General features: G+C 71.7%; 28 protein-coding genes. 8 read left to right on the forward strand and 20 right to left on the reverse strand.

Going from position 1 to position 25216, the window contains the following annotated elements; translation table 11 throughout:
• Positions 1–14: 14 nt before the first annotated feature.
• Positions 15–152, forward strand: coding sequence for a hypothetical protein (locus ABZS40_RS27735; protein WP_354946425.1), 138 nt, complete (start codon positions 15–17; stop codon positions 150–152).
• A 54-nt stretch (positions 153–206) separates the two neighbouring features.
• Here ABZS40_RS27735 and ABZS40_RS27740 read toward each other — a convergent pair whose 3' ends face one another.
• Together ABZS40_RS27740 and ABZS40_RS27745 are read right to left on the reverse strand one after the other, a co-directional pair.
• A complete protein-coding gene (locus ABZS40_RS27740; RefSeq protein WP_354946426.1) occupies positions 207–581 on the reverse strand; it encodes a VOC family protein in 375 nt (124 codons plus the stop codon).
• A 227-nt stretch (positions 582–808) separates the two neighbouring features.
• Complete coding sequence (locus ABZS40_RS27745; RefSeq protein ID WP_354946427.1) at positions 809–1012, reverse strand: hypothetical protein; 204 nt, start codon at positions 1010–1012, stop codon at positions 809–811.
• 280 nt (positions 1013–1292) lie between these two features.
• Here ABZS40_RS27745 and ABZS40_RS27750 point away from each other — a divergent pair, with 280 nt between their 5' ends.
• The gene (locus ABZS40_RS27750; RefSeq protein WP_244236754.1) at positions 1293–1484 is read left to right on the forward strand and encodes a GntR family transcriptional regulator; all 192 of its coding nucleotides are present in this window, start codon (positions 1293–1295) and stop codon (positions 1482–1484) included.
• A gap of 20 nt (positions 1485–1504) precedes the next feature.
• Here ABZS40_RS27750 and ABZS40_RS27755 read toward each other — a convergent pair whose 3' ends face one another.
• The 5 genes from ABZS40_RS27755 to nadD all read right to left on the reverse strand — a co-directional run bounded on the left by ABZS40_RS27755 (position 1505) and on the right by nadD (position 4926).
• On the reverse strand, positions 1505–2278 hold the full coding sequence (locus ABZS40_RS27755) for an SDR family oxidoreductase (RefSeq protein WP_354946428.1): 774 nt from the start codon (positions 2276–2278) through the stop codon (positions 1505–1507).
• 4 nt (positions 2279–2282) lie between these two features.
• Positions 2283–3137: a DegV family protein gene (locus ABZS40_RS27760; protein WP_354946429.1), complete on the reverse strand. Its 855-nt coding sequence runs from the start codon at positions 3135–3137 to the stop codon at positions 2283–2285.
• Positions 3138–3185: 48 nt separating this feature from the next.
• On the reverse strand, positions 3186–3815 hold the full coding sequence (locus tag ABZS40_RS27765; RefSeq protein ID WP_354946430.1) for a histidine phosphatase family protein: 630 nt from the start codon (positions 3813–3815) through the stop codon (positions 3186–3188).
• A complete protein-coding gene (gene rsfS, locus ABZS40_RS27770) occupies positions 3812–4219 on the reverse strand; it encodes a ribosome silencing factor (protein WP_354946431.1) in 408 nt (135 codons plus the stop codon). Before rsfS ends, ABZS40_RS27765 begins: the two co-directional genes overlap by 4 nt.
• A 110-nt stretch (positions 4220–4329) precedes the next feature.
• Positions 4330–4926: a nicotinate-nucleotide adenylyltransferase gene (gene nadD, locus ABZS40_RS27775; RefSeq protein WP_354946432.1), complete on the reverse strand. Its 597-nt coding sequence runs from the start codon at positions 4924–4926 to the stop codon at positions 4330–4332.
• Between the two features lie 300 nt (positions 4927–5226).
• Here nadD and ABZS40_RS27780 point away from each other — a divergent pair, with 300 nt between their 5' ends.
• Both ABZS40_RS27780 and ABZS40_RS27785 read left to right on the forward strand, forming a co-directional pair.
• The gene (locus ABZS40_RS27780; protein WP_354946433.1) at positions 5227–5931 is read left to right on the forward strand and encodes a PadR family transcriptional regulator; all 705 of its coding nucleotides are present in this window, start codon (positions 5227–5229) and stop codon (positions 5929–5931) included.
• Positions 5932–6120: 189 nt separating this feature from the next.
• Positions 6121–7326 carry an NAD(P)/FAD-dependent oxidoreductase gene (locus tag ABZS40_RS27785; RefSeq protein WP_354946434.1) on the forward strand — a complete coding sequence of 402 codons (1206 nt, stop codon included), beginning with the start codon at positions 6121–6123 and terminating at the stop codon, positions 7324–7326.
• Positions 7327–7386: 60 nt separating this feature from the next.
• Here the strand turns inward: ABZS40_RS27785 and pepN are convergent, their stop codons facing one another.
• On the reverse strand, positions 7387–9903 hold the full coding sequence (gene pepN / locus ABZS40_RS27790; RefSeq protein ID WP_354946435.1) for an aminopeptidase N: 2517 nt from the start codon (positions 9901–9903) through the stop codon (positions 7387–7389).
• A 69-nt stretch (positions 9904–9972) separates the two neighbouring features.
• Between pepN and ABZS40_RS27795 the strand changes: the two genes are divergently transcribed.
• Positions 9973–10191: a DUF397 domain-containing protein gene (locus tag ABZS40_RS27795; protein WP_124817462.1), complete on the forward strand. Its 219-nt coding sequence runs from the start codon at positions 9973–9975 to the stop codon at positions 10189–10191.
• Positions 10192–10320: 129 nt separating this feature from the next.
• Here the strand turns inward: ABZS40_RS27795 and ABZS40_RS27800 are convergent, their stop codons facing one another.
• Positions 10321–10722 (reverse strand): hypothetical protein, encoded by a 402-nt coding sequence (locus ABZS40_RS27800; RefSeq protein ID WP_354946436.1) that lies wholly within the window; start codon positions 10720–10722, stop codon positions 10321–10323.
• A 144-nt stretch (positions 10723–10866) separates the two neighbouring features.
• On the opposite strand from ABZS40_RS27800, the gene ABZS40_RS27805 reads away from it, so the two are divergent.
• Complete coding sequence (locus tag ABZS40_RS27805) at positions 10867–12114, forward strand: cytochrome P450 (protein WP_354946437.1); 1248 nt, start codon at positions 10867–10869, stop codon at positions 12112–12114.
• Between the two features lie 133 nt (positions 12115–12247).
• On the forward strand, positions 12248–13327 hold the full coding sequence (locus ABZS40_RS27810; protein ID WP_354946438.1) for a glycosyltransferase: 1080 nt from the start codon (positions 12248–12250) through the stop codon (positions 13325–13327).
• A gap of 105 nt (positions 13328–13432) precedes the next feature.
• Here the strand turns inward: ABZS40_RS27810 and ABZS40_RS27815 are convergent, their stop codons facing one another.
• The 3 genes from ABZS40_RS27815 to ABZS40_RS27825 are packed head-to-tail and all read right to left on the reverse strand — an operon-like array spanning position 13433 to position 15343.
• Positions 13433–14050, reverse strand: a complete 618-nt coding sequence (locus tag ABZS40_RS27815; protein ID WP_354946439.1) for a DUF3618 domain-containing protein — start codon at positions 14048–14050, stop codon at positions 13433–13435.
• A complete protein-coding gene (locus tag ABZS40_RS27820; protein WP_354946440.1) occupies positions 14047–14514 on the reverse strand; it encodes a phage holin family protein in 468 nt (155 codons plus the stop codon). The genes ABZS40_RS27815 and ABZS40_RS27820 overlap by 4 nt, the downstream gene beginning before the upstream one ends.
• 31 nt (positions 14515–14545) lie before the next feature.
• Complete coding sequence (locus ABZS40_RS27825) at positions 14546–15343, reverse strand: hypothetical protein (protein WP_354946441.1); 798 nt, start codon at positions 15341–15343, stop codon at positions 14546–14548.
• 228 nt (positions 15344–15571) lie between these two features.
• Here ABZS40_RS27825 and ABZS40_RS27830 point away from each other — a divergent pair, with 228 nt between their 5' ends.
• On the forward strand, positions 15572–16063 hold the full coding sequence (locus tag ABZS40_RS27830) for a DUF4383 domain-containing protein (RefSeq protein WP_354946442.1): 492 nt from the start codon (positions 15572–15574) through the stop codon (positions 16061–16063).
• 75 nt (positions 16064–16138) lie between these two features.
• On the opposite strand, the gene ABZS40_RS27835 is transcribed toward ABZS40_RS27830, so the two are convergent.
• From ABZS40_RS27835 to mycP, 8 genes are all read right to left on the reverse strand, one after another.
• Entirely contained in the window at positions 16139–16588 is a 450-nt protein-coding gene (locus ABZS40_RS27835; protein WP_354946443.1) for a GNAT family N-acetyltransferase, read from the reverse strand.
• A 70-nt stretch (positions 16589–16658) separates the two neighbouring features.
• Complete coding sequence (gene obgE / locus ABZS40_RS27840; RefSeq protein WP_354946444.1) at positions 16659–18125, reverse strand: GTPase ObgE; 1467 nt, start codon at positions 18123–18125, stop codon at positions 16659–16661.
• Between the two features lie 95 nt (positions 18126–18220).
• Positions 18221–18475, reverse strand: a complete 255-nt coding sequence (gene rpmA, locus ABZS40_RS27845; RefSeq protein WP_007464062.1) for a 50S ribosomal protein L27 — start codon at positions 18473–18475, stop codon at positions 18221–18223.
• A gap of 11 nt (positions 18476–18486) precedes the next feature.
• A complete protein-coding gene (gene rplU, locus ABZS40_RS27850) occupies positions 18487–18801 on the reverse strand; it encodes a 50S ribosomal protein L21 (RefSeq protein WP_007464063.1) in 315 nt (104 codons plus the stop codon).
• Positions 18802–18967: 166 nt separating this feature from the next.
• Positions 18968–19450, reverse strand: a complete 483-nt coding sequence (locus tag ABZS40_RS27855) for a hypothetical protein (protein ID WP_354946445.1) — start codon at positions 19448–19450, stop codon at positions 18968–18970.
• Between the two features lie 117 nt (positions 19451–19567).
• Positions 19568–22696 (reverse strand): Rne/Rng family ribonuclease, encoded by a 3129-nt coding sequence (locus ABZS40_RS27860; protein ID WP_354946446.1) that lies wholly within the window; start codon positions 22694–22696, stop codon positions 19568–19570.
• Between the two features lie 131 nt (positions 22697–22827).
• Positions 22828–23640 carry a TIGR03936 family radical SAM-associated protein gene (locus tag ABZS40_RS27865; protein WP_274523926.1) on the reverse strand — a complete coding sequence of 271 codons (813 nt, stop codon included), beginning with the start codon at positions 23638–23640 and terminating at the stop codon, positions 22828–22830.
• Positions 23641–23797: 157 nt separating this feature from the next.
• Positions 23798–25216 (reverse strand): type VII secretion-associated serine protease mycosin, encoded by a 1419-nt coding sequence (mycP, locus tag ABZS40_RS27870; protein ID WP_354946447.1) that lies wholly within the window; start codon positions 25214–25216, stop codon positions 23798–23800.

Here is a 25216-nt window from a genome sequence, read left to right on the forward strand (position 1 = left end):
ACCTACGCGCGAGGGTGATCAGCCTCGACGGTAAGACAGTTCTCGACGTACACGAGTGGGCGGTGGATCCGATCACCCTCGGGACCTCCGTCGCCGCCGTCCTGCTCCGGCAGGGCGCCCGTGACCTCCTCGACCTGTCCGCGCACGCCTGAAGCAGCGAGGCTGACGGCCGGTGGGGCAGCCGCCCCCACCGGCCGACGGGCCTGCTACAGGTACGGCCGCGTGATGATCTCGATGGCGTGGCCGGCCGGGTCGAAGAAGTAGAAGCCCCGGCCACCATGCTCGGTGTTGGTCTCCCCCTGCCGCTTGAGCTGCGGGTCGGCCCAGTACGTGATGCCACGCTCCTCGACGAACGCCAGGCACCGCACGAACAACTCGTCGTCGACGAGGAACGCGTAGTGCTGCATCTGGATGTCCACCGGCGGCTCGGCGAACTGGAGCAGCACACCCTCATCCAGCTGGACGTTGGCGAACGGCCCCCACGAAGGCGCCTCCGGCAGCTCGAACAGCTCCCGGTAGAACGCGGCCGAGGCGCTCTTGTCCTTGCTGGCGATGATGGTGTGGTTGAACGTGACTGTCATCCGTACCGTCTTCTTTCCGGTCGATCCGAAGACCCGACCGGGGGCCCACAGCGTTCACCCAGCCACGCAGATGACGAAGCCCCGAGGGCACCGACGCCCCGGATCCCGCACGAGAGACGCATACGACGCATCGATCTCGGCGTGGTGGCTGAAGTAGCCAGAACCTCCGGGGGTAGGCCCATCTGGGGCGCGCACGGAGGCTAACACAGCCGCGCGGCCAGGCTCATTCACCGCTTCTCGAGCATGACCGAGGCGACTTCTGCCATCAGCGCCAACGCCCAGTCGAGTTGTCGGCAGTCGTTGCGTCCTCGGCACTCCAGGCACCCGCCCGCCCGCCACGGCCGGTCGAGCGCCCGAGTCCAGTGAACATCCAGTAACCGCCTGGCCATGAACAGTTCGGTCGCCGTGGACACCGGTTCGTCGACTGGCATGGGCGGCACCTCCGTGTGATCCGAAGTAGCCCGCCCTGGGGGCCAAAGCCTTGCGACGCGTTCCCTCAGGGCGGGCGGACCGGATACCTCAGGAGTGCTGAAGTCCAGGAGCACCCGATCGCCATCTCACTGTATCCACTGTCTCACTGTAGTCAAGTTCTCACTATCTCCACTTTGCCGCGTTGCCACCTTGTCCCGATCACGTCCGGGCTGGAAACATGATCTCCGCTGAAGTCCGGGAGAGCCGCTCATGCCGACGAGACCACCGCACTACCGCCGCGTGGCGGATGACATCGAGCAGAAAATCCGCTCGGGCGAATACTCGCCTGGCCAACAACTGCCATCGGTTTCCGAGATCGGTGAGCTGTACAACGTGGCACGCTCAACGGCCTATCGAGCCGTCAAGGAGCTGCACGAGCGGAACCTGATCTACGGTCAGCAGGGCCAGGGCGTCTTCGTCGCCGACAGCTAGAAGCCGAGCGATCTAGGCGGTCAGCGGGCCTCTGGGTCGAGGCCCAGTACGGCCCGTCCGCCGTCCACCGGCAGCGTCACCCCGTTGACGAAGCTCGCCGCGGGCGACAGCAGGTACGCGACCGCCTCGGCCACCTCCTCGGCCCGCCCGATGCGACCCACCGGGTGCAGGCGGGTCAGCTCGGCGTCGATCCACTGCGCCTGGCTGGGCTCCTGTGTGGCGAGGAATTCGGCGTGCCGCTCGGTCGCGATCGAGCCGAGCGCGACCGCGTTGGCGCGGATGCCGTGCCGCCCGTACTCGACGGCCAGCGCCCGGGTCAGCCCTTCCACGGCGGCCTTCGCCGTGGCGTACGGCAACGCACCGGACACCGGTCGATGAGCCTGGTGCGACGAGACGTTGACGATCGCGCCGCCAGCGGCGCGGGCCAGGAAGCGGCGGACGGCGACCGCGGCGCCGACCACGGCTGGGCGCAGGTTCAACCCGATCAGGTCCAGCACCGTGTCGGCCGAGGCGCTGTGCAGTGTGGCGTCGCGGAACACCGCCGCGTTGTTCACCCAGCCGGTCAGCGGCGCGGCGTGGTCCGCCAGCTCGGCGGCGCGCTCCGCGACCTGCTCGTCGGCGGCGTCTCCGACCACCGCGACGAGCCGATCGGCGGCCGGATGGTCGGCCAACCAGTCGACCGCGTCGGCGTCGTGTTCCAGGACGACGATGGTGGCGCCGGTCGCCACCAGCCGTTCCACCACGGCCCGGCCGACACCGCGACCGCCTCCGGTCACCACGCACGACGTGTGCACCGGCTCAGCCTTCCGGTCGGCGGTGGACGACCACGCAGGCCAGGCCAGGCCCGGCGTGAGCGGCGACGACGGCACCCGCCTCGGACAGGTAGGTGTCGTGCAGCCGGTCACCGAACCGCTCGGTCAGCGCGGCGCGCAACGCCTCGGCCCGTTGGGGCGCGGCCAGGTGGTGCACCCCGAGGTCCACGTCGTCGCCGTCGGCCGCCTCGACGGCCAGGTCCACGAGACGGGCCACACCCCGGCTGGCGGTGCGGACCTTCTCCCGCAGCACGATCGCCCCGTCCGGCATGTGCATGATCGGCTTGACGGAGAGAGCCGTGCCGACCAACGCCTCGGCTGCGTTGATCCGGCCGCCCCGGCGGAGGAACTCCAGCGTGTCGACGTAGAACCAGACGGTGGTGCGGGCGATGGCGGCGAGCGCCGCGTCACGTACAGCCGCAAGGTTGGCGCCGGCTTCGGCGGCGGTGGCGGCGGCGATGGCCGGAAAGCCCAGCCCCATGCCCGCCGAGCGGCTGTCCACGACCTCGACCCGGCCGTCCAGGTCGGCGGCGGCGAGCCGGGCGGCCTCGACAGTGCCGGACAGCGCGGCGGAGATGTGCACCGAGACGATCCCGTCGGCGCCGGCGTCGAGCAGTCGGCGGTACGTCCGGGCGAACTGCTCGGGTGCCGGGCGGGAGGTGGTCGCCGTGACCCGGCGGGCGCTCAGCGCCAGTGTCGCGTCGGCCGGCTGGGTCTCCACCCCCTCCAGCCCCTCCGCGCCGTTGAGCACGACGGTCAACGGCACGACGGTCAGCCGGTGCGCCTGCACCAGCTCGGGCGGGAGGTAGGCGGTGGAGTCGATGACAACCGCGACGGGCATGCCCGGCACGCTAGCCGATCGAGACCCCCAACGCCGAAGCGCGAGCGATCAGATCGCGTCGACGGCGACCGGGGCGGTGATCAGGCCGACGTTGTGCGCCCGCAACTGCCACCCACGAACGTCGTCGTGGCGCAGCTCGGTCCAGTGGCAGTTGGCCAGCGAACCGATGGTGCGCAGCACGGCAGTGTCCCAGCCGAGCAGGTGACCGATGCCCTGCCGGGAGCCGCCACCGTGGGTGGCGATCACCACGGTGCCGCCCGGGGCCGCGTCGGCTGTTTCCCGCAGCGCGGCACCGACCCGCTCGCCGAGGTCGTGCAGGGGCTCCAGATCCGCGCCCGGGTCGGGGTCGCCGGCCCGCCAGCGCGCGTACTCCTCGGGAAAACGCTCGGCGACCTCGGTGAGGTGCAGACCCTGCCACTGACCGAAGTGCCGCTCGCGCAGCCTCGCGTCGGTGCGAACCGGAAGACCAGTCAACGCGGCGAGCGCGGCGGCGGTCTCCGCGGCGCGGCTCAGGTCGCTGGCCACGATCGCGTCGGGCCGCAGCGCCGCGAGCAGCGGCGCGGCGGCGCGAGCCTGGTCGCGACCAACCTCGTTGAGGGGTACGTCGGTCTGCCCCTGCACACGGTTGGCGGCATTCCAGTCGGTGTTGCCGTGCCGCCAGACGATCAGTCGGGTCATTCGGCTGCGGCGGACCCGCTGGCGTCGGCCTCGACCAGGTCGCGGTCGAGGAACGGGATGGTGGGGCAGTCCTTCCAGAGGCGGTCGAGCCCGTAGAACTCGCGCTCCTCGGTGTGCTGGACGTGCACCACGATGTCGACGTAGTCGAGCAGCACCCAACGGCCACCACGCTCGCCCTCGCGCCGCACCGGCTTCGCCTTGTCCGGCAGCTCCAGCAGGCTCTCCTCGATGGCGTCGACGATGGCCAGCACCTGACGCTCGTTGGGGGCAGCGGCGAGCACGAACGCGTCGGTGATGGCGAGCTGGTCGCCGACGTCGATGATCGTGATGTCCTGCGCCTTCTTGTCGGCGGCGGCCTGGGCGGCCGCGACAGCCAGCTCGTGAGCGCGTTCGGAAATCGTCACCGTTCTCCTTTGATCAAGCGTGCGATCCTCCAAGCGTCTCATACCCGGCGGCACCCCGATCGTCCAGTTCTGGTCGGTTAGCGCCACGAACCTGGGCATAACGGGTGCGCTCAGCGCTGATAGAGGCTCCGCTTGGCGATGTACTGCACCACACCGTCGGGCACCAGATACCAGACCGGCTCGCCTCGGGCGACCCGAGCGCGACAGTCGGTCGATGAGATGGACATTGCGGGCACCTGGATCAGGCTGACGGTATCCGCCGGGAGGTGCTTGTCACTCAACGGGAAACCGGGCCGGGTCACGCCGACGAAATGGGCCAGCTCGAAGATCTCGTCCAGGTCCTTCCAGGACAGGATGCGTTGCAGAGCATCCGCGCCGGTGATGAAGAACAACTGCACCTTCGGGCCGTACTCGGCCTGAAGGTCACGCAGCGTGTCGACGGTGTAGGTGGGCCCACTGCGGTCGATGTCGACCCGGCTGACCTGGAAGCGAGGGTTGGAGGCGGTGGCGATCACGGTCATCAGGTACCGGTCCTCGGCCGGGCTGACCGGCTCGTCGGCCTTCTGCCACGGCTGCCCGGTGGGTACGAAGACCACCTCGTCCAGGCCGAACCGGTCCGCCACCTCGCTGGCCGCGACGAGGTGCCCGTGGTGGATGGGATCGAAGGTGCCACCCATGATCCCGATCTGCCGGATATCTTCCTCCACCCAATGATCGTAGGCCGAGCGTCGTGGCCGACCGTCCCGGCCCGGCACCGCCGTACGTCACCCCACCCCAGCCCAGCCCACGGTCCAGCGCGCCGCGACCACCCCAACGTCCCGCGGTGATCGACTCGGCTTCCTGGAACTCGACCCTTCGGGAAGACCCGGACACCGCGACTTCATGAAAGCCGAGTCGATCAAGGGAGGGCCGCCGCACACAGGGCGCCGCACGCAGGGTCGCAGCAGTCGCCGCGTAGGCGTATATTCGTTGACGAGTAACCGTCGACGAGCGAGGGTGTGGTCATCGTGGCGAAGCGCCGCAAGGTCGGCAACCTGCTGGCGCTGGCCGTGTTGTCCGCCCTGGCCCAGAGGCCGATGCACCCGTACGAGATCGCCACCGCACTGCGCGCCTGGGGCAAGGACCAGGACATGGAGTTCAAGTGGGGGTCCTTCTACACGGTGATCGGCAACCTGGACAAACACCACCTGATCGAGGCGGTGGAGAGCGTGCGCGAGGGCCGACGCCCGGAACGCACCGTCTACCGGATCACCGACGCGGGGCGGGCGGAGCTGGTCGACTGGGCCCGCGAGCTGGTCTCCACCCCCATGGCGGAGCATCCCCGCTTCCGGGCCGGGTTGTCCGTGCTCGCCGCGCTGCACCCCGACGAGGCCACCGGCCTGCTGCGGCAACGACTCGACCTGCTGGAGGCCGCGATCCGTCAGGACCGCGAGACGCTCGACGCGCACCTGCGGGAGGTTCCACGGCTGTTCCTGGTGGAGTCGGAGTACGACCTCGCCATGCGGGACGCGGAGGTGGCCTGGCTGCGGGCACTGCTCGCGGAGCTGACCTCGGGCAGCTATCCCGGGTTGGGCGCCTGGCGGGCCTTCCACGAGACCGGCGAGATGCCGGCCGAGCTGACCGAGTTGGCCGAGAGGACGCACACCCCGAAGGCCAGCCCCGACACCCCGACGACCAACACCCCGGAGGCCAGCACCGACAGCACCGGCTGAAAAGCGGCCCCGGCGAGGTGCGCCAACACCTCACCGGGGCCCTGACCCCGAACCGACGCCTGGGAAGGCACCCGGCCCGAAGCGGCAACCACGAGGATAACCGGGCTCCCTCCCAGGTCCGCGCGCCAGCGCACCGACCACGCCAGGTCCGTGCGCCAGCGCACCAACGACCACACCCAGGGAGAGACCATGACCACGGTACGAACCGCGATCGTCATCGGCGGCGGCATCGCCGGGCCGGTGACAGCGCTCGCGCTGCGCCGCGCCGGCATCACCGCAACCGTCTACGAGGCGTACCCGACCACGGCCAGCGGCATCGGCGGCACCCTCGCCCTCGCGCCCAACGGCGTGGCGGCTCTGCGTACGGTCGGCGCGCACCAGGCGGTGACGGCGATCGCCACACCGATCGACCGCAGCGCCCTGGCCGTCGGCCGCCGCCGCATCGACATGCCCACGCTGACCGGGGTGCCGCCGCTGCACGTGGTGCACCGGGCCGAGCTGTACCAGGTGCTGCACGACCAGGCATTCGCTGAGGGCGTGCCGTTCGCGTACGGCAAGCGGCTGGTCGACGCCGAGCAGACCGGCGACGGCGTGACCGCACGTTTCGAGGACGGCAGCACCGCGACCGCCGACATCCTCGTCGGCGCGGACGGGATCCGCTCCACGGTTCGGGGGCTCATCGACCCGGCCGCGCCCGGCCCCCGGTTCACCGGTTTACTCGGCTTCGAGGCGGTCGCCCGGCACGAGGTGGACGCCGAGCCGGGCACCATGACGTTCGCGTTCGGCCGACGCGGCTACTACCTGTACTGGCCGGAGCCCGGCGGCGGCACCCGGTGGGGGGCCAACCTGCCACAGCAGCGGCCGATGAGCCTCGTCGAGGCCCGGGCGGTGCCGGCGGAGCAGTGGCTGGACACCCTGCGCTCCACCTACGGCGACGACGACCCGGGCCGGGAGCTGATCGCCACCAGCGACGCCGACGGCCTCCAGGTGGTCGGGTCGTTGCAGATCATGCCGCCCGTGCCGCACTGGCATCGGGGCCGGATGGTGCTGGTCGGCGACGCGGCGCACGCGCCGTCGAACAGTTCCGGGCAGGGCGCGTCACTGGCCATCGAGAGCGCTGTACAACTCGCCCGTTGCCTGCGCGACCTGCCGGACGTCCAGGCGGCGTTCGCCGCGTACGTGCGGCTGCGTCGTACCCGGGTGGAGAAGGTCGCGGCCCGTGCGGCCCGGATCAACCACGCGAAGGCCCCCGGTGCGGTCGCGCGGACGCTGATGCCGTTGCTGATGCCGCTGATGGTGCGCACGGTGCTGGACCCGGAGAAGACCGTCGCCGACGAACAGCGCTACGTCATCGACTGGGACGCGCCGGTCACTGCGGAGCCCGCCCTGCGCTGAGCTGTGGCTGGCTGCGGGGTGGCCGACCAGCCACCCCGCAGCGGCCACCCCCCGCAGCGGTCAGGCCGAGGCGGCGGCCACCGCCGTCCGGGCGACCAGCGCGCGACGCAGGTCGTCGTCGGCGTCGGTCACCACCCGGCGCAGGCCGGGGGTCAGGTCGTCGCGGGCCAGCAGCGCCGCGGCCGCCTCCCGGGTGGGCTGCGCCACGGCGTAGCGGGGGAACGCCAGGGCGGCCACCCGGTCGGCCGTCCACTGGGTACGCCGGTGGGCGGCGGCCGGCATTTCCGCGAAGTATCGATCGACGTACGCGGCGGTCAGGTCAACCTGTTCGGGTTGCCAGAAACCCTCGGTGATCGCCTCCAGCAGCCGACTGGACAGCTCGGTGTCCCGCACGATGATCTCCCAGGTCGCCTGCTTCGCCACCGGGTCGGGCAGTGCCGCCCGGCAGTGGGCGGCCCGTTCCGCGCCCGTCGAGCTGTTGTCGGCGGCCGCCTCGATGGCGATCTCCGCCTCGCCGGCGGCGCCCAGCACCACCAGGCGACGCAGCACCGCCCAGCGCAGCTCCGCGTCGACCTTCAGACCGGCCGGCACGTCACGGCCGGCGAGCCAACCGACGAGCAAATCAGCGTCGGTGGTCGCGGCGATCCAACCCCGTACGGCGGCGAGCTGCAACGACTCCCCGGCCGGCGCGCCGTCGAGCAGCCGCTGGCACGTCCCGGCGACCCTGGCCAGCGCCGTCGAACGGGTCAACGGGTCGAGGTAGCGGTCGACCAGGGACCGGCTGAGTGTCAGCACGTCCTCCGCGATGATCACCTCCGTCTCGACGGGCAGCGCGGCGGCCATCAGATCGACCAGGCCGGTGACCGGCCGCTCGCCGTCGGTCGCCGCGTCCAGTGCCTCGCGCCAGAGCACCGCCCGGGCCAGCGGATCGGTCAGACCGGGCAGCACCTGCGGGACGGCGTCCGCCGACGCCGGGTCGAGGCGCACCTTCGCGAAGGTGAGGTCGCCGTCGTTGAGCAGCAACAACCGGGCCGCCGGCTCGCCGGTCAGCGCAGCGAGCACGGTGCGGCCCCCGTCGGCGTTCGGGTCGATGTCCACCTCGTCGCGCCGCCCGGTGCCGTCCATCGAATAGCGGCCCACGCCGATCCGGTGTGGGCGCAGCACCGGGTACGACTCGGGCGCGGTCTGCACCACTGCCACCTCGGTGTAGCGGCCGTCGGCGTCCACGGCGACCTCGGCACGCAGCGTGTTGACCTGCGGGCGCCGCAACCACAGCTCGGCCCAGTCGGACAGGTCCCGCCCGCTGCTGGCGGAGAGGCTGGCCAGAAGGTCGGCCAGGGTGGCGTTGCCGAAGCGGTGCGCGGCGAAGTGCGCGTTCAGGCCGGCGAGGAATGCCTCGTCGCCGAGCCACGCGACCAGCTGCCGCAGCACGCTGGCGCCCTTGGCGTACGAGATGCCGTCGAAGTTGAGCAGGCCCGCCTCGGCGTCGACGACCTCCTGCGGGGCGATCGGGTGGGTGGAGGGCCGCTGGTCGGCGGCGTAGCCCCAGGCCTTGCGACGCATGGCGAAGGTGGTCCAGGCCTGGTCGAAGCGGGTCGCCTCGGCGCTGACCCGGGTGCCGAGGTACTCGGCGAAGGACTCGTTCAACCACAGGTCGTCCCACCAGCGCATGGTGACCAGGTCGCCGAACCACATGTGGGCCATCTCGTGGGCGATGGTCCCGGCCCGCTGCTCGCGCTGCGTGTCGGTGACGGCCGAACGGAACACGTAGTCGTCGCGGAAGGTGACCAGACCCGGGTTCTCCATCGCGCCGCCGTTGAACTCGGGCACGAACGCCTGGTCGTACTTGCCGAACGGATAGCGTTCGGTGAAGAGCTGGTGGAACCGGTCCAGGCACTGCCGGGTGATGGTGAAGATCTCGTCGGCGTCGGCGTCCAGGTGCTCGGCGAGCGACCGACGGCAGTAGATGCCCAGCGGTATGCCGTCGTGCTCGGCCCGCCGGACATGGTACGGCCCGGCGATCAGCGAGAAGAAGTACGTGGCCAGGGGCGCGCTCGGGGCGAACTCCCAGCGCCCGGGGGCCGGGTTGGCGGCCAGCTCGGCGTTGCCGGCGACGAGCCACTGCGGCGGCGCGGTGACCGAGAGGGTGAACGGGGCCTTGAGGTCGGGCTGGTCGAAGGCGGCGAAGATGCGCGGCGCGTTGTCGAGGAAGGACTCGGCGTAGAGGTAGGTCTCGCCGTCGGCCGGGTCGACGAAGCGGTGCATCCCCTCCCCCGTCTTGGAGTACGCCATCTCGGCCTCGACGACGAGCGTGTTCTCCTCGGCCAGGTCGTCGAGCGGCAGCCGGTTGTCGGTGAGCAGGCCGGGATCCAGGTCGCGGTCGTTGAGGCGTACACCGCGCAGTTTGGCGGGCTTGACCTCGACGAAGGTCGCGGCGCCGGCGGTGGCCCGGAACCGGATCTCGACGCGGGAGCGGAACAGGTCGCCGTCACCGGTCAGGTCGAGGTCCACCTGATAGGACTCGACAGTAATCGCCGCGCCACGCGCGGTCGCCTCTACACGGGTCAGGCTCGGCATCCGCTTATCCTGCCCGATGGGGATCGGCACCCGGTCACCACACGACCCTCGGCACTGGAGGAAAGAACCATGGCGCAGCACCCCAAGGGCGACTTCGACCTCTCTCGAGCGGTCTGGCAGCGGGCCGAGGGGGACACCTCCGACAGCGCCGTCGAGGTTGCCTTCGTCGACGACCTGATCGGGATGCGCAACTCGGCCGAGCCGAACGGGCCGGTGCTGGTCTTCACCCAGGCCGAGTGGGACGCCTTCGTGGCCGGCGCGCAGGACGGCGAGTTCGACCTGGACTGACGGTGCCCGCCGACCCGTCGGCGGTGGATCGCCGTGCCGGTGCCCGTGGTCGGGACACCGGCACGGCCACGCCGGCGGGCTGGCCGGCTGGCCGGCGCACTCCCGGATCGACCACCCGGGGGCTGATGGTCAACCATCGCCGGGAGCGTCGCCGTCGCCCCAGCCGAGGCCACCCGGCCCCGGGGCATGGTGGAAGCCCGGATGGTCGGCCACGTCGACGCAGCGCTCTGCGTCCGGGCCGACCGCGCCGCAGAACAGCCGCTCGGCCCGCTGCCAGGCGTCCGCCGGCGACAGGGCCGCCGCACCGAGTGCCACCTCCGAGCGGAGCAGACTCAGCGCCTCCGCGTACGCCACGGCCAGCTCGCGGGCCTCGGCCGGGCCGGGCGCGGTGAAGCCCAGGTGCACTGTGAAGAACCGGTGCGGGCGGGTGGGCCGCCGCGGCGGCCCGATCAGTGACCGCCCGTCGCGGCCTCCGCCGAGTGCCCCGGCCGCTCGCCGCTGCCGCCAGTGCGGCGATCTGTTGTCGCGCATCCGCCCTCCCCGTGCTCGTCCCACCAGCAGCAAACCAGGTTCCGCCGCCCCTGGGAGGGGCCAGCCGGCGGGGTTCAGCGGCGTCGACGGGGGTAAGCGCGCTGGCAACCGGCGACCAGCCGCACCTGCGCGTGAGGAGACCCGATGGCGACCATGCCGGCCGACCGCAGCCCGGACAGCACCCTCGCGCTGCTCCGCGCCGGTTACCGGTTCATCGGCGAGCGCTGCGAGCGGTACGGCAGCGACGTCTTCAAGACCCGGATCCTGCTCGCCCCGACCATCTGCCTGCGCGGCCGGCCGGCGGCGGAGCTGTTCTACGACACCGACCGCTTCCAACGCGCCACAGCGATGCCGCTGCGGGTGCAGCGGACCCTGACCGGTCGGGGTGGGGTGCAGGGGCTGGACGGGCCGGAACACTCCGACCGCAAGGCCATGTTCCTGTCGATCATGACGCCGGCGGCGATCCAGCGGCTCGGTCAGCTCTTCGACGACGAGTGGCGGAACCGGGTCGCCGCCTGGGAGGGCGCCGGCCCGGTGTCGCTCTACGACGAGCTGGGTCGGCTGCTGACCCGGGTCGTCTGCGCCTGGGCCGGGGTGCCGCTGCCCGCGTCGCAGGTCGAGCGCCGCACCGTCGAGCTGCACGCCATGATCGAGGCCCCGGCCGTGCTGGGACCCCGGCACTGGCAGGGACGGGTCGCCCGGTACCGCGCCGAACGCTGGCTCGCCGACCTCATCGAACGGACCCGGGTCGGTTTCGCCCCGGCGCCGGCCGGCAGCGCCCTGGCCGTGATCGCCGAACACCGGGACGGGCACGGCAACCTCCTGCCCCGGCGGATCGCGGCGGTGGAGCTGCTCAACGTGCTGCGCCCGGTGGTCGCCGTCGACCAGTACATGACCTTCGCCGCGCTCGCTCTGCACGACCATCCGGCCTGGCGGGAACGGGTCCGTGACGACGACGAGGCCACCGAGCAGTTCGTCCAGGAAGTACGCCGTTACTACCCGTTCTTTCCGATCGCGGCAGCCCGGGTCCGGCGGTCCTTCGACTGGCAGGGCCACCATTTTCCCCGCGGCCGGCGGGTGCTGCTCGACCTCTACGGCACCAACCACCACCCGACGCTCTGGCCGCAACCTGAGCTGTTTCGCCCGGAGCGGTTCGCCGGCCGCCGGGTGGACCCGTTCGAACTGATCCCGCAGGGCGGCGGCGATCACTGGGCCGGGCACCGCTGCGCCGGCGAGTGGATCACGATCGACCTGATGAAGCGGACGGTCACCAACCTGACCACCACCATGCGCTACGACGTGCCGGTCCAGAACCTCGCCCTGGATCTGCACCGGATGCCCGCGCTGCCGCCCCTGGGGCTGACCCTCACCAACGTCCGCCGCGTCGGCTGACCCCGCCTCGCCGATCGCAACGACCGGCGGGGCGGGTACGCCCAGCCGTCGAAACGATCCAGTTGTTTGATCGACGCAGATGCGGGCAGATGCTGCTCACACCGACCGCGACCCTGGCCGCCACGGAGTTGCCATGTCCTCGTTCAGCCCTACTGGAGACGTCCGGCCCACCACCCGCCGGTGGGAGGTCGAGCACGAGGGCGCCGGCACGTCGCCGGTCCGCCCACCGATGACGTACGTGTTGCCGCTGCGCTGGCACACCGACACCGGCCTGGCCGAGCTGACCGACTACCTGCGTTGGCTGGGTGACCGGGTGGAGGTGCTCGTGGTCGACGGCTCGCCTGCGCACCTTTTCGCCCGGCACGCCGAGGCGTGGCGGGGGCTGGTCCGGCACCTCCCGCCGGACCCGAATGAGCGCGGGCTCAACGGCAAGGTGCTCGGCGTGCACACCGGGGTCCGCGCGGCCGGCCACGAGCACGTGGTGATCGCCGACGACGACGTCCGGTACGACGAGTCCGCGCTGAGCGCGGTACACCGGCTGCTGAGCCGGGCCGACCTGGTACGACCGCAGAACTACTTCGACCCGCTGCCCTGGCACGCCTGGTGGGACACAGGTCGCACGCTGCTCAACCGGGCGCTCGGGGCGGACTACCCCGGCACCCTCGCCGTGCGGCGCAGCACCTTCCTCGCCATGGGCGGGTACGACCCGAGCGTGCTCTTCGAGAACCTGGAGCTGATCCGCACGGTGCGCGGGTACGGCGGCACCGAGGCCGCCCCGGCCTGGCTGTACGTCCGACGGCTACCTCCGGACGCCGCGCATTTCCGCGGTCAACGGGTCCGCCAGGCGTACGACGATCTGGCTCAGCCGGCTCGCCTGCTGACCGCGCTCGCGGTGCTGCCGGCGCTGGCGACGGCGATCGCGTCGCGCCGGCCCAGGCTGCTGCTCGGCGCGGTGGCCGGCGTCGTGGCCCTGGCCGAGACGGGTCGCCGCCGCGCCGGCGGCACCCGGGTGTTCCCGCCGGCCACTGCGCTGGCGGCCCCACTCTGGCTGTTGGAACGCGGTGTGTGCGGCTGGCTGGCGGTCACCCAACGCCTCCTGCTCGGCGGCGTCCGCTACGGCGACACCCGAATCCGCCGAGCCGCCAACCCCGCCCCGCGCAACCCGCAGCTCCCCGCGATCGTGCACTTCCTGCTGGGACAAAACCGCCGGTAGGCCCACGAAACGTCAACCGAACCCGCAAGATCGGCGCTCACCCCAGCACGACAGCTCGCGGCCACCGAGGGTGACCGCGAGCTGTCGTGCTGTTCTGGGGTGGGGTCAGGAGATGGCGCGGTCCTTGACCTGGTGCGCGGCGGACTTCGTGTCGTCCTTGACCGCGTGCACGGCGTCCTGAGCGGTGGACTTCACCGACTCGGCGGCCTGCTGGGCCGGCTCGCGCAGCTCGCTGGCCACCTCGCTCAGCTTCTCCTTCACCGCCCCGCTGTGCTCGCTGACCTTCGCCTTCACCTGGGCGGCGGCCTCCTGCTCGCGGCGGGAGGCCGGGATCAGCGACGAGGCCAGCCAGCCGACCCCGAACGCGATCAGGCCGGCGGCGAGAGGGTTGCCCTGGGACTTCTGCCGGATCACCCGCGGCGCGCTGTGGGCGGCGTCGCTGACAGTGGCCGCCGCCGAGTGCGCGGCGTCGCTGACGCTGGAGGCCGCCGACGAGGCGCGGTCACCCACCGAGTGGGCGGCCTGGCCGGTGCCGTGACCGAGGTCAGACGCGGTTCCCATGACCTTGTCCCTCACATTCTGCAGAGCGGAACGGGCCCGCTGCTTGCGGTCGTCGACGATGCGGCTGGGGCTGACCTTGTACGCCAACGCATCCACATCGGAGCTGAGGCTGTTACGGGTGGCTTCGATCTCCCGGCGGATCTGATCGGGATCTGTGCTCATCGGGTGACTCCCTCCGGGTGCGGCTTGAGCGCGTCGGGGATCCGCTGCACGCTGTCGTTGGTCTGCTTGAGCCCGCGTACGTGCTGGGCGTTCTTCTTGGCCATCGAGTAGAGGACCGCGGCGGCCACGGCCCAGATCACGGCCACGATCAGCGCGGCCAGGCCGGAGTCCATGACGTTGTCCAGGAACTGCCAGATGGCGATGGACACGAAGAGGGCCACCATGTAGCCACCGAAGCCGGCACCGCCGAAGAGGCCCGCGGCCTTGCCGGCCTTCTTGCCCTCCTGGCGGATCTCGGCCTTGGCCAGCTCGACCTCCTGGCGCATCAGCGTCGACAGGTCAGTGGTGACCTGACGCATCAGGTCGCCCAGCGAGCTGCTCTTCACCTCCGACGCGGTGTGCGGGGCACCCGCGTCGGGGTGGTAACCGGAGTCCAGTCCGGACCCCTGCGTCGGCATGCTCATGCCGTCGCCTCCCTTCGGATGACGTGGATGCTCACGGGCGGGGGCTGCCGCTGGACGGCACGCCCGGCAGCGGGTCGGTCTGGGTCACCGGCGGCAGCGGCTGACCGGTGCCGGAGTGCTCCGGGTAGTCGCCCCGGCCGGGCTCGGTGTAGCTGCCCGGCGTCGGTGGCGTGTGCGTACCGGGGGTCGGGTCGAGGTAGCCGCCCGCCGGGACGGCGTCCGGCACCGCGCGGGGCGCCGGCGGAGCCGTCGGGATCACGGCGGTCTGCTCCGGGTCGTACGCCCCGGCCCCCCGGTAGGACGAGGAGCCGTTGCCGGAGTCGTCGCCAGCGGCCGAGATGCCACGGGTCAGCCGACCGGCCAACACGCCGAGGACCGCCGCGCCGACCAGGAAGGTGCCCGGGTTACGCCGCGCGTAGTCGCGTACCTCGGAGATCAGGTCGCCGGGCTCGCGCTCCTCGAGCCAGCCGGCGACACCGTGCACCCGGTCGGCGGCCTGGCGGGCCAGCTCGCTCACCGGGCCGGCCTGGCCACCCTGCTCGGCCATCGAGCGCATCTCGTCGCCCAACGAACGCAGCCCACCGGCGGCCCGGCGCTGCTGCTCGCCGGTCTGGCTGGCGAGCTGGCTGCGGGCCTCGCCGTACAGGTTGCGGGCCTGCCGGGCCGCCTCACGGCCGACCTCGGTGCCCTGCTCCTTGGCAGTCTGGGCGACCGCGCCACCAGCCTGCGCGGCCTCCGACCCGACCTGGCGCGCCTGGTCGCGGACGCCACCGCCGTTGGTCGACTGCTCCCCGTACGTGGAAGACGTAGGTGAAAGATCGTTAGTCATGATTTCCCTTCCGCTCGGAAAGTCGTCGCGGTTGTGCTGGGGGATGCGGCGCGTTGCTGCCGCCGCTGACCATTCACCTACCCTGCGTTTCGGCTTCCATACCTCTTCATGCATTTATCTGCGCGACCCACCGGTTGGTCTTCAAAATGGAGGATCGTCGGGCTGCGTCACGTCGCCGCTGCGGACAGTGAGGTTCGCGAGGCCGGCAGATCCACGAAGGGGGCAGCGATGGCACGAGACGCACGAGGCGGCCGAGCGGCCGGCCCCCGACCCCGGGTTCAACTCGCCGCGCTGGTCGTGGCCGGGGTCTTCCTGCTGATCGGCGTCCTCGGCTTCATTCCCGGCATCACCACCGACTACGGCGAGCTGCGGTTCGCCGGGCACCACTCGGACGCCCACCTGCTCGGGCTGTTCCAGGTGTCGATCCTGCACAACGTGGTGCACCTGCTCTTCGGGCTGGTCGGCCTGGTGCTGGCCCGCAGCGTCGCCGGGGCCCGCGTGTTCCTCGCCGCCGGTGGCGCGATCTACCTCGCCCTCTGGCTGTACGGCCTGGCGATCGAGGCGGTCAACCCGGAGGGCGGGGCGAACATCCTGCCGGTCAACGACGCCGACAACTGGCTGCACCTCGCGCTCGGCTTCGGGATGCTCGCACTCGGGCTGCTGCTGTCGAACCGGGCCGGCACCGGCGGACGCCTGGACAACCCCGCCGACCGGCACTGACCTGGGTTTCGTGATCGCGCCTGGGTGTCGTGCTCGCGCCGGCTGAAGCGCGGCGTGGCAGCGACGGCGCGGCCGTCAGGCCGCGACCGGCAACCGCTTGGCGAAACAGACGCTGTACGGGTTGCCCACGTACTCGCCGTAGACCGGGATCCGCTCGTAGCCACACGAGGTGTACAGGGCGACAGCGGCCGGCAGGTAGGTGCCCGTCTCCAGGCAGACCACCGAGTGCCCCTGCCGGAACGCGCACTCCTCCAGCGCGGCGAGCAACTGGCGACCGATCCCCCGCCCCCGGTGTGCGGGCCGGACGTACATCCGCTTGACCTCGCCGGTCTCGGCGTCGAGCGCCTGGAGCCCACCGCAGGCGACCGCCCGACCGTTCACCACCACGGCCAGGTAGCGGACGTCGTCGTGGGGGACGAAGACCTGCCCGTCCAACCCACCATCGGCCTCGCGCAGCTCACGCTGCTGCGCGGTGACCATGGCGGCGATCTCCGGATCGATGGCAGGACGGGACTCGATCAGCACCACCCCACGCTAGGACGCGTGGATTTCGGGGAGGTTTCCGGAAATCAACCCCACCACGGAGCGCAACGAACTACTCGGCGTCGTCCTCGTCGTCGATGGCATCGTCGGACGCGTCCGCGCCCACCTCGTCCGCCGACCGCACCCGGCGAGCCTTCCGGGCGGCGAGCCGATCCGCGGCGGAGGCCCGGTTGGACTTCTCCTCCAGGCGGACGTCGGTGCCCCGGTTGCCGGGTACGAAGTCCACACCGGCGAAGAGGGTCGGCTGCCAGTCGAACTCGCGCAGGCCGATCCGGACCAGGTCACCTGGCTGCGCGCCGGCCTTGGCCAGCTTGTCCTCCACCCCGAGCCGGGCCAGCCGGTCAGCCAGGTAGCCGACCGCCTCGTCGTTGTCGAAGGTGGTCTGCTTGACCCAACGCTCCGGCCGGACACCGCGCACGGTGAACGAGCCGTCCGTTTCGGCCGTGATGGTGAAACCGTCGTCGTCCACGGCGGTCGGGCGGATGACGATCCGGGTCGGCTCGGCGGGCGGAGCGGCCTTACGCTCTGCGTCGACCAACTCGGCCATCGCGTAGGTCAGCTCCTTGAGCCCCTCCCGGGTGGCTGCGGAGACCTCGTACACCTGGTAACCGCGCTCCTCCAGGTCGGGGCGCACGATATCGGCGAGGTCGCGGCCGTCCGGCACGTCGATCTTGTTGATGGCGACCAGCCGTGGCCGGTCGGTCAGGCCACCGTACTGGCTCAGCTCGGCCTCGATGGCGTCGATGTCGGCCACCGGGTCACGGCCGGGCTCCAGGGTCGCCGAGTCGATGACGTGCACCAGCACGGCACAGCGCTCGATGTGCCGCAGGAACTCCAGGCCCAGGCCCTTACCGGTGGCCGCGCCGGGGATCAGGCCCGGCACGTCCGCGACGGTGAAGGTGTGGTTGTCCATCCGAACCACGCCGAGGTTGGGTACCAGGGTGGTGAACGGGTAGTCGGCGATCTTCGGCTTCGCGGCGGAGATCACCGAGATCAGCGACGACTTGCCGGCGGACGGGAAGCCCACCAGGCCCACATCGGCGACGCTCTTCAGCTCCAGCACGATGTCCAGTTGGTCGCCGGGCTCCCCCAGCTCGGCGAAGCCGGGCGCCTTGCGCTTGGCGTTGGCCAGCGAGGCGTTGCCCCGCCCGCCGCGCCCGCCGCGGGCGACCTCGAAGGTGGTGCCGGCGCCGACCATGTCGGCCAGCACGGTGCCATCGGAGGTCTGCACCACGGTGCCGTTGGGCACCTTCAGCACCAGGTTGTGGCCGTTGGCCCCGTCCCGGTTCGAGCCGGCGCCGCCCTTGCCGTTGTCGGCCTTGACGTGCGGGTGGAAGTGGAAGTCGAGCAGCGTGGTCACCTGCGGGTCGACCACCAGGGACACGCTGCCCCCGTGCCCACCGTTGCCGCCGTCCGGCCCACCGAAGGGCTTGAACTTCTCGCGGTGGATCGAGGCACAACCGTGCCCGCCATCGCCGGCCTGCAGATGCAGAACGACCCGGTCAACGAACGTTGCCACGGCGTCAATCCTTCCAGCGAGGCTCGACCTCGCACTTCGCGAAAAAGGCTAAGCGGGCCGGGACCCGTAGGTCCGCGGCCCGCTTAGCCCGAGAACTACTGCTGCGGAACGATGCTGACGGTCTTGCGACCGCGCTTGGTGCCGAACAGGACCGCACCGGCGGACAGCGCGAACAGCGTGTCGTCGCCGCCACGGCCGACCAGGTCACCGGGGTGGAACTTGGTGCCACGCTGCCGGATGATGATCTCACCGGCGCTGACAACCTGACCACCGAAGCGCTTCACGCCGAGTCGCTGGGCCGCGGAATCGCGACCGTTACGCGAGCTGGACGCACCCTTTTTGTGAGCCATTGGAGGACGACCTACTTCCCGCTGGAGATGCCGGTCACCTTGACCTGGGTCAACGGCTGGCGGTGACCCTGGCGCTTGTGGTAGCCGGTCTTGTTCTTGAACTTGTGGATCCGGATCTTCGGGCCCTTGGTGTGCGCGGCGATTTCGCCGGACACCGCGACCTCGGCAAGCTTCGCCGCGTCGGTCACCAGGTCGTCACCGTCGACGAGGAGCACCGCGGTGAGCTTCACCGCGTCACCGGGGGCACCGGTGAGCTTCTCGACCTCGATCACGTCGCCCTCGGCGACCTTGTACTGCTTGCCGCCGGTCTTGACGATCGCGTACATCGGAGGCGGACTCCCTGTCGTTGAGGCTGCTGGCGGTCGTCCCCGCGGCGGCTCGCCGGGTAGCAGAGCACGGCGGCGCGGGCACACGGGAACTCGGCACACCAAAGGTGGGCCGCAGGCAAGAGTACGCCATTGCTGGCCCGGACCCCAAACCGGCCCGCCCTGCTCAGCGCGCGCAGAGCTGGTCGAGGCGCTGCTGGAGCCGGTCGAGTTCGGTTTCGTCGATCGACTCGACGTCGGCACCGAGCGCGGAAACCTCGGTTCCGAGGTCCGTGAGCAGAGTCTTGAGCTGCGGATCGTCGGTCCGGTCCGACTGCTCCCGCAGCACGGCCCGCCAGTCGGCCAGCGCCGCCACGGCCCGTCCCCGGGCGGCCTCGGCCGCGCGACTGTCCCCCGCACCCACCGCCGCGAGCATCTGACCCAGCTCCGCCACGTACGTCCGGACGGCAGTGGTGCCGGCCTCCTGCGCGGCGACGCAGACCTGGGTGGCGTTGCCACCCGCCACGCCACCGCTGGCCGGCATGCCGGTCGGGCCGGGAGGGGTGCCAGCGGCCGCCGAGCCGGCGCCCTCGGCGGTTCCAGCGGTGGAGCAGCCGGCCGCGCCGGAGAGCATGGTGAGCAGCGCGGTGACCGCGAGCAGACGGCGCATCTTCTTCTCCTGACCCTGGGACGGCCGATCGAGGACCGGGTGGCCGCAACGACGAGGTCCCTCCCCCGTCACTTTGCCGGGAGAGGGACCTCGTCAAACACGTGGCCGGTCAGGCGCTCAGGGGCGGGTCCGCCGACGGGCGCCACCGCGACGCGACCGGCGACGGCCGCCACCACCCTCGGTGGTCTCCTCGTCGCCCTCCCCGTCGGCGAGCGCGTCCGGGTCGTCAGCCGCGGCCAGCCGAGCCGACTCACCCTGCTGAGCGTCGGAGATCGCCGGCGCGGCGGCGGTGTCCGACTCGTAGCGGGACAGGTCGTAGCCCATGGTGTCCTGGTAGTCGACGTCCGGCTCGGTCCTGGCGTCGGTGTCGGTGTCGACGACCTCGACGGCGGTCCGCTCGGCCGCGACCGGGGCGCTCTTGCGCGCCCGGCGACGGGACGAGGTGGTGGCAGCCTGCTCGGCCGCCGGAGCGGGAGCGACCGCCGAGGCGACCGCCTTGACCTTCTCCCCCGCACCGGCGGGGCGCGGCTTCTCCGGCACCGGCTCGGTGTGCATGATGACGCCCCGGCCCTTGCAGCACTCGCAGGTCTCGCTGAACGCCTCCAGCAGGCCCGCGCCGATCCGCTTACGGGTCATCTGCACCAGGCCGAGCGACGTGATCTCGGTGACCTGGTGCTTGGTGCGGTCCCGGCCCAGGCACTCGGTGAGCCGGCGCAACACCAGCTCACGGTTCGACTCCAGCACCATGTCGATGAAGTCGATCACCAAGATGCCACCGATGTCCCGCAGCCGGAGCTGACGGACGATCTCCTCCGCCGCCTCCAGGTTGTTGCGGGTGACGGTCTCCTCCAGGTTGCCCCCGGAGCCGGTGTACTTGCCGGTGTTGACGTCGACGACAGTCATCGCCTCGGTGCGGTCGATCACCAGCGAGCCGCCGGAGGGCAGGAAGACCTTGCGGTCCAGGCCCTTGATGATCTGCTCGTCGATCCGGTACTCGGCGAAGACGTCGCTCGTGCCGACGTGCCGACGCACCCGGTCGACCAGGTCCGGCGAGACGTGCGACAGGTACGACTCGACGATGTCGTACGACTGCTCGCCCTCGATCACCAGCTCGCGGAAGTCCTCGTTGAACAGGTCCCGGACCACCCGGATGACCAGGTCGGGCTCGCCGTAGAGCAGCGCCGGTGCGCCGCCCTCGGCGGCCTTGGCCTGAATGTCCTCCCACTGCGCCTGGAGCCGCTTGACGTCGCGGGCCAGCTCGTCCTCGGTGGCGCCCTCGGCGGCCGTCCGGACGATCACGCCCGCGCCGTCCGGGACCAGCTTCTTGAGCACGTCGCGCAGCCGCTTGCGCTCGTTGTCCGGCAGCTTGCGGCTGATCCCGGAGGCGTTGCCGTTGGGTACGTAGACCAGGTGTCGGCCCGAGAGCGCGATGTGGCTGGTCAGCCGGGCGCCCTTGTGCCCGATCGGGTCCTTGGTGACCTGGACCAGCACCGAGTCGCCGGAGCGCAGCGCCTGCTCGATCGAGCGGGCCCGCCCCTCCAGCCCGGAGGTGTCCCAGTTGACCTCACCGGCGTACAGCACGGCGTTGCGGCCCCGACCGACGTCGACGAACGCGGCCTCCATGCTCGGCAGCACGTTCTGCACCTTGCCCAGGTACACGTTGCCGGCCATCGTCCCGGAGGAGTTGCGGGTGACGTAGTGCTCGACCAGCACGCCGTCCTCCAGGACGGCGATCTGGGTGCGGTCACCGCGCTGGCGGACCGCCATCACCCGGTCGACGGCCTCCCGGCGCGCCAGGAACTCCGACTCGCTGAGGATCGGCGGGCGGGTACGCCGCTGCTCGCGACCGTCCCGGCGGCGCTGGCGCTTGGCCTCCAGCCGGGTCGAGCCGGAGACACCCTGCACCTCGTCGATGGTCCGGCGCGGCTCACGGATCTTCACCACGGTCGGCACGCCGTCGTCCGCCGCGCCCTCGGTGTCACCGGCGCCACGACGGCGACGACGACGGCGACGACGGGTCAGGCCGTCCCCGCCCTCGGACTCCTCGTCCTCGTCGCCCTCGGCTTCGGCCTCTGCGGTCTCTTCCTCGTCGGCCTGCGCCGCCTCCTCGGACTCCTCGTCCTCGGCGTCGTCGGCCCCGCCCTTGCCCCGGCCCCGGCCGCGGCGACCACGGCGGCGGCGGCGGCGCGCGGCGGCGCTGTCCTCGTCGTCCTCATCCGCCTCGGCGGCCTCGTCGGCCTCCTCGGTCGGCTCCTCCTCGGCCTCGATCGCCTCGATCGGCTCCACCGGCTCGACCTCGCGGCGACCACGCCGACGGCGGCGGGACGGCTCGGCGGCTTCCTCGACGGCCGGCTCCTCGGTCGCCTCGGCAGGCTCCACCGGTCGGGTCACCGGCACGGCGTCCGGCTGGGGTGCCATGAACAGCACTGTGGGCGCGGAGAGCGCAGCGCGCCGACGACGGGTACGCGGCTGCTCCGGCTCGATCTCGGCCGGCTCGTTCGGCTCATCGGTCACACCGGAGACGGCCACACCCGGTGGCACCTCGCCGGAGCGCTCCTGCGCACCGCTGCTCCAGGCCAGCTCGGCGGCGGACGTGCTCGGGAGGGCCGGGGAGTCGTTCAACTCGGCCTCGGCCTCGCGCAGGTCGGACTCCGCCGGCTCCTCGGTGACGTCCGGCTCCTCGACGACCGGCTCCTCGACCGCGGGTGCCTCGTCTGCGGCGGCCGGCTGCTCGGTGGCGGGCGGCTCCTCGACGGCAGCCGGTGTGGCCTTCTTACGCCGGGTACGGGTCACCTTGACCGGCGGCACCACCTCGGCCGAGGCCGCCTCCGCGGCGGCGGCGACCAGCGGCTCCGCAGCGGTCGCCTCGACGGGGGTGGCCTTGCGGCGGCGCCGGGGAGTCTTCGGTGCGACGTCCAGGTCGCCGGAGATCGGGGCGAAGACCTCCGCCTGCGGCGACTCGACGTTGCCAGCGCCACCGGTGGGCGCCTCGATCGGGGCGTCGGTCTGCTCCGGCTGGTTGAGCGGGGCGGCCCGACGACGGGTCGCCCGGGTGCGCCGCACCGGCGCGACCGGCTCGGCCCCAGCGGGAGCGCTCTGGGCGCCGTCCGGTTCCACCGAGGCAGAACCGACGGCCGTGGTGGAGGTCTCGACGGCGGCGCCGTCGGCCGTGGTGCTCTGGTCGGCGGGCTCACCGGCCGGCTGTGAACCGGTCCGTTCGCCGCCCTCGGGCTCGTTCTCGAGCATGGACGTTCTCCAGTTCTGGCTAGCCCGGGCGCGGGTGAGCGCTGCCACGCAGGGTCGCCGCAAAAGTGTTTCCGCCGGGCGCGCGTGGTGCGCGACCGCCGAAGTCTGCCTGCCAGAACACCGACCGTCGGTCAGTGCCCAACGATGGCTGCCCCGTCGCGGTCCGCATCCAACGGATCCACGATCGCACCCTGCGCGGTCAACGTGCCCTGAGCCAGCCGTGTCACCCTCGGCGAAACCGGCGGCTCCAGGTCGGCCACCACGCGGAGGCCGGAAAGGACGTCATCGGGCCGTACGGACGGGGTGACCTGCCGCACGACCAGTTCGAGTATCGCACACGGTACGGCCGGCGCCCCGGAAGGAGTCGGCGTAGGCAGCTGGACATCGATCGACATCACGGCGGCTCGGGCGTCGAAGGTGCGTCGACCCTGCTTGGTCATCCGCTCGACCAGCACCTCCTCGGCCGCGACGAAGGCGTCCACCGCGGCGCGCAGCACCGCCGTGTCGACCTCAGGCAACTCGATGTGCCAGTGCGACGCCTCGATCCGGTCCGGCAGGTTGCCCCCTTCGGCGATCACGGCGTCCAGGACGTCCAGCCCCGGCGAGAGCGCGGCGTCCAACGCGGCGCGCAACGCGTCCGGGTCGACTGTCGCCTGGAGGGCGATTTCCAGGTACTCCGCCTCGCTCGCCACCCCGGTCGGCGCGGCGCTGGCATAGGAGATCTTCGGGTGCGGGTGAAAACCCTGGGAGAAGGCGACCGGCACAGCGGCCCGGCGTAGCGCGCGCTCGAACGCCCGGGCGAAGTCCCGGTGCGAGGTGAATCGCAGCGGCCCGCGCTTGGCGTACCGGATGCGGACGCGCTGGACGACCGGTGCCTGGCCGCCCTCGGGTTGAGGCTTTCTGGCGATCGTGGGCTCCTCGGGTGTACCTGCGTGTCCGCCCATCCTGGCGCAGGGCTCGTGACGGTACGCAGCCGGGGCGGCCGGATCGCCCCGGCAGACGGGTACAAACCGGCCGCCAGGGTCGCGACCACCCGCCGCGAATGGCGATGGCCGGCCGGTGACGCGGAGGTCACCAGCCGGCCACCATGATCGGGACCGGTTACCGCTCCTTCGGCGGGGCGGGCGGCGCCCCGCCCGGCGGGCCGTAACCGGGAGGGGGGCCGTAACCGGAGGGCGGGGCGTAACCGGAGGGCTGGCCGTAGCCGGGCGGCGGGGCGTAGCCGGAGGGCTGGCCGTAACCGGGCGGCGGCGGGTAGCCGGGCGGCGGGGCGTAGTCCGCGTCCGACGGCGGGTAGCCGCCGGGGGCCTCCCGGTCGAGCACCTCATCCGGGATGTCGGCGGCCCGGGCCGCCTCCCGCCGGTACCGACGGCGGTTCCAGATGAGGAACACCACCAGCCCCAGCAGCAACACCAGCGCCACGGCGATGCCGATGCCCACCACCATGACCTGCTGGTCGGTCGGACCACCGCGATCGCCGTGCTGGGTGACGTCGAACTCCTCGTCCGCGCCCCCGGTGCGGGCCGGGCCGGGGTCGGTCGCTGCCGCCGGGTCGAGCAACGGGTTGGCGGCGACCGACGGCACGCTCGCGGTCAGCGCCCTCATCGGGTCGATCACCCCGAAGCCGTACTGCGGGTCTCGTCCGGACGGACCCGCGTCCCGGGCGGTCCGGATGATCCGGTTGATCACGTTGGGGGCGCTGAGGTCCGGATATTTCGATCGGATCAGCGCGGCGAGACCGGAGACGATCGCTGTGGAGTCGGAGGTTCCGTCGCCCCAGCCGTAGCCCCGCTCGTTGAGGACGTTGTAGATGCCGTCGCCCGGAGCGGCGACCACCGCCTCCGGCCCCTGGACGGAGCCGGACCAGAACGCGCCACCCCGGGTCGTCCCCGTCACCGCGATCACACCCGGGGTGTTGGCGGGGTTGTCCACTGCGACGCTGCCCCGGGCGGTGTTACCGGCAGCGGCGACCACGACGACGTCACGGTCCAACGCGTACTTGATGGCGTCCTGCTCCACCGGGTTGGCGAGGCCCGGGCCACCAATGGACATGTTGATCACCTTGGCGCCGCCGTCGACGGCCATCCGAATGCCACGGGCGATCCCCGTGTCGCTGTAGGACCCGCCGTCCTTGCGCATCTTGATGGGCAGGATCTTCACACCGGGGGCGATGCCGATCACCCCGTCGCTGCTGGGTTTCGCCGCGATGATGCCGGCCATGTGCGTGCCGTGCCCGTCGTCGTCGGACCGGCCGTCTCCGGAGGCGCCGTAACTGCGACCACCGGCGAGCACCTGACCGCGCAGGTCCGGATGGCTGGCCTCGACGCCGCTGTCGATCACGGCCACGACCACGCCCCGCCCGGTCGAGACCTTGTGCGCCTGATCGATCCGGAGCTCGTCCACATACCACTGTTCGGTCCGTCGGGGCGCGGCGGCCGCCGGCTGAGCGGCCCCTACCACCAGGAACCCCGCCAGCAGGCAGGCGGTCACCGGCCGGAGGCTTCCGACGTTCACCCTCAT

The organism is Micromonospora sp. NPDC005324, from assembly GCF_040607155.1.
Taxonomy (GTDB): domain Bacteria; phylum Actinomycetota; class Actinomycetes; order Mycobacteriales; family Micromonosporaceae; genus Micromonospora; species Micromonospora trifolii.

Coding starts and splice junctions, on each gene's coding strand:
- ABZS40_RS27740 (WP_354946426.1), bottom strand. CDS start 581: ATGACAGTCACGTTCAACCACACCATCATCGCCAGCAAGGACAAGAGC.
- ABZS40_RS27745 (WP_354946427.1), bottom strand. CDS start 1,012: ATGCCAGTCGACGAACCGGTGTCCACGGCGACCGAACTGTTCATGGCC.
- ABZS40_RS27760 (WP_354946429.1), bottom strand. CDS start 3,137: ATGCCCGTCGCGGTTGTCATCGACTCCACCGCCTACCTCCCGCCCGAG.
- ABZS40_RS27765 (WP_354946430.1), bottom strand. CDS start 3,815: ATGACCCGACTGATCGTCTGGCGGCACGGCAACACCGACTGGAATGCC.
- ABZS40_RS27785 (WP_354946434.1), top strand. CDS start 6,121: ATGACCACGGTACGAACCGCGATCGTCATCGGCGGCGGCATCGCCGGG.
- pepN (WP_354946435.1), bottom strand. CDS start 9,903: ATGCCGAGCCTGACCCGTGTAGAGGCGACCGCGCGTGGCGCGGCGATT.
- ABZS40_RS27795 (WP_124817462.1), top strand. CDS start 9,973: ATGGCGCAGCACCCCAAGGGCGACTTCGACCTCTCTCGAGCGGTCTGG.
- ABZS40_RS27800 (WP_354946436.1), bottom strand. CDS start 10,722: ATGCGCGACAACAGATCGCCGCACTGGCGGCAGCGGCGAGCGGCCGGG.
- ABZS40_RS27805 (WP_354946437.1), top strand. CDS start 10,867: ATGGCGACCATGCCGGCCGACCGCAGCCCGGACAGCACCCTCGCGCTG.
- ABZS40_RS27810 (WP_354946438.1), top strand. CDS start 12,248: ATGTCCTCGTTCAGCCCTACTGGAGACGTCCGGCCCACCACCCGCCGG.
- ABZS40_RS27815 (WP_354946439.1), bottom strand. CDS start 14,050: ATGAGCACAGATCCCGATCAGATCCGCCGGGAGATCGAAGCCACCCGT.
- ABZS40_RS27820 (WP_354946440.1), bottom strand. CDS start 14,514: ATGAGCATGCCGACGCAGGGGTCCGGACTGGACTCCGGTTACCACCCC.
- ABZS40_RS27825 (WP_354946441.1), bottom strand. CDS start 15,343: ATGACTAACGATCTTTCACCTACGTCTTCCACGTACGGGGAGCAGTCG.
- ABZS40_RS27830 (WP_354946442.1), top strand. CDS start 15,572: ATGGCACGAGACGCACGAGGCGGCCGAGCGGCCGGCCCCCGACCCCGG.
- rpmA (WP_007464062.1), bottom strand. CDS start 18,475: ATGGCTCACAAAAAGGGTGCGTCCAGCTCGCGTAACGGTCGCGATTCC.
- rplU (WP_007464063.1), bottom strand. CDS start 18,801: ATGTACGCGATCGTCAAGACCGGCGGCAAGCAGTACAAGGTCGCCGAG.
- ABZS40_RS27855 (WP_354946445.1), bottom strand. CDS start 19,450: ATGCGCCGTCTGCTCGCGGTCACCGCGCTGCTCACCATGCTCTCCGGC.
- ABZS40_RS27860 (WP_354946446.1), bottom strand. CDS start 22,696: ATGCTCGAGAACGAGCCCGAGGGCGGCGAACGGACCGGTTCACAGCCG.
- ABZS40_RS27865 (WP_274523926.1), bottom strand. CDS start 23,640: ATGGGCGGACACGCAGGTACACCCGAGGAGCCCACGATCGCCAGAAAG.
- mycP (WP_354946447.1), bottom strand. CDS start 25,216: ATGAGGGTGAACGTCGGAAGCCTCCGGCCGGTGACCGCCTGCCTGCTG.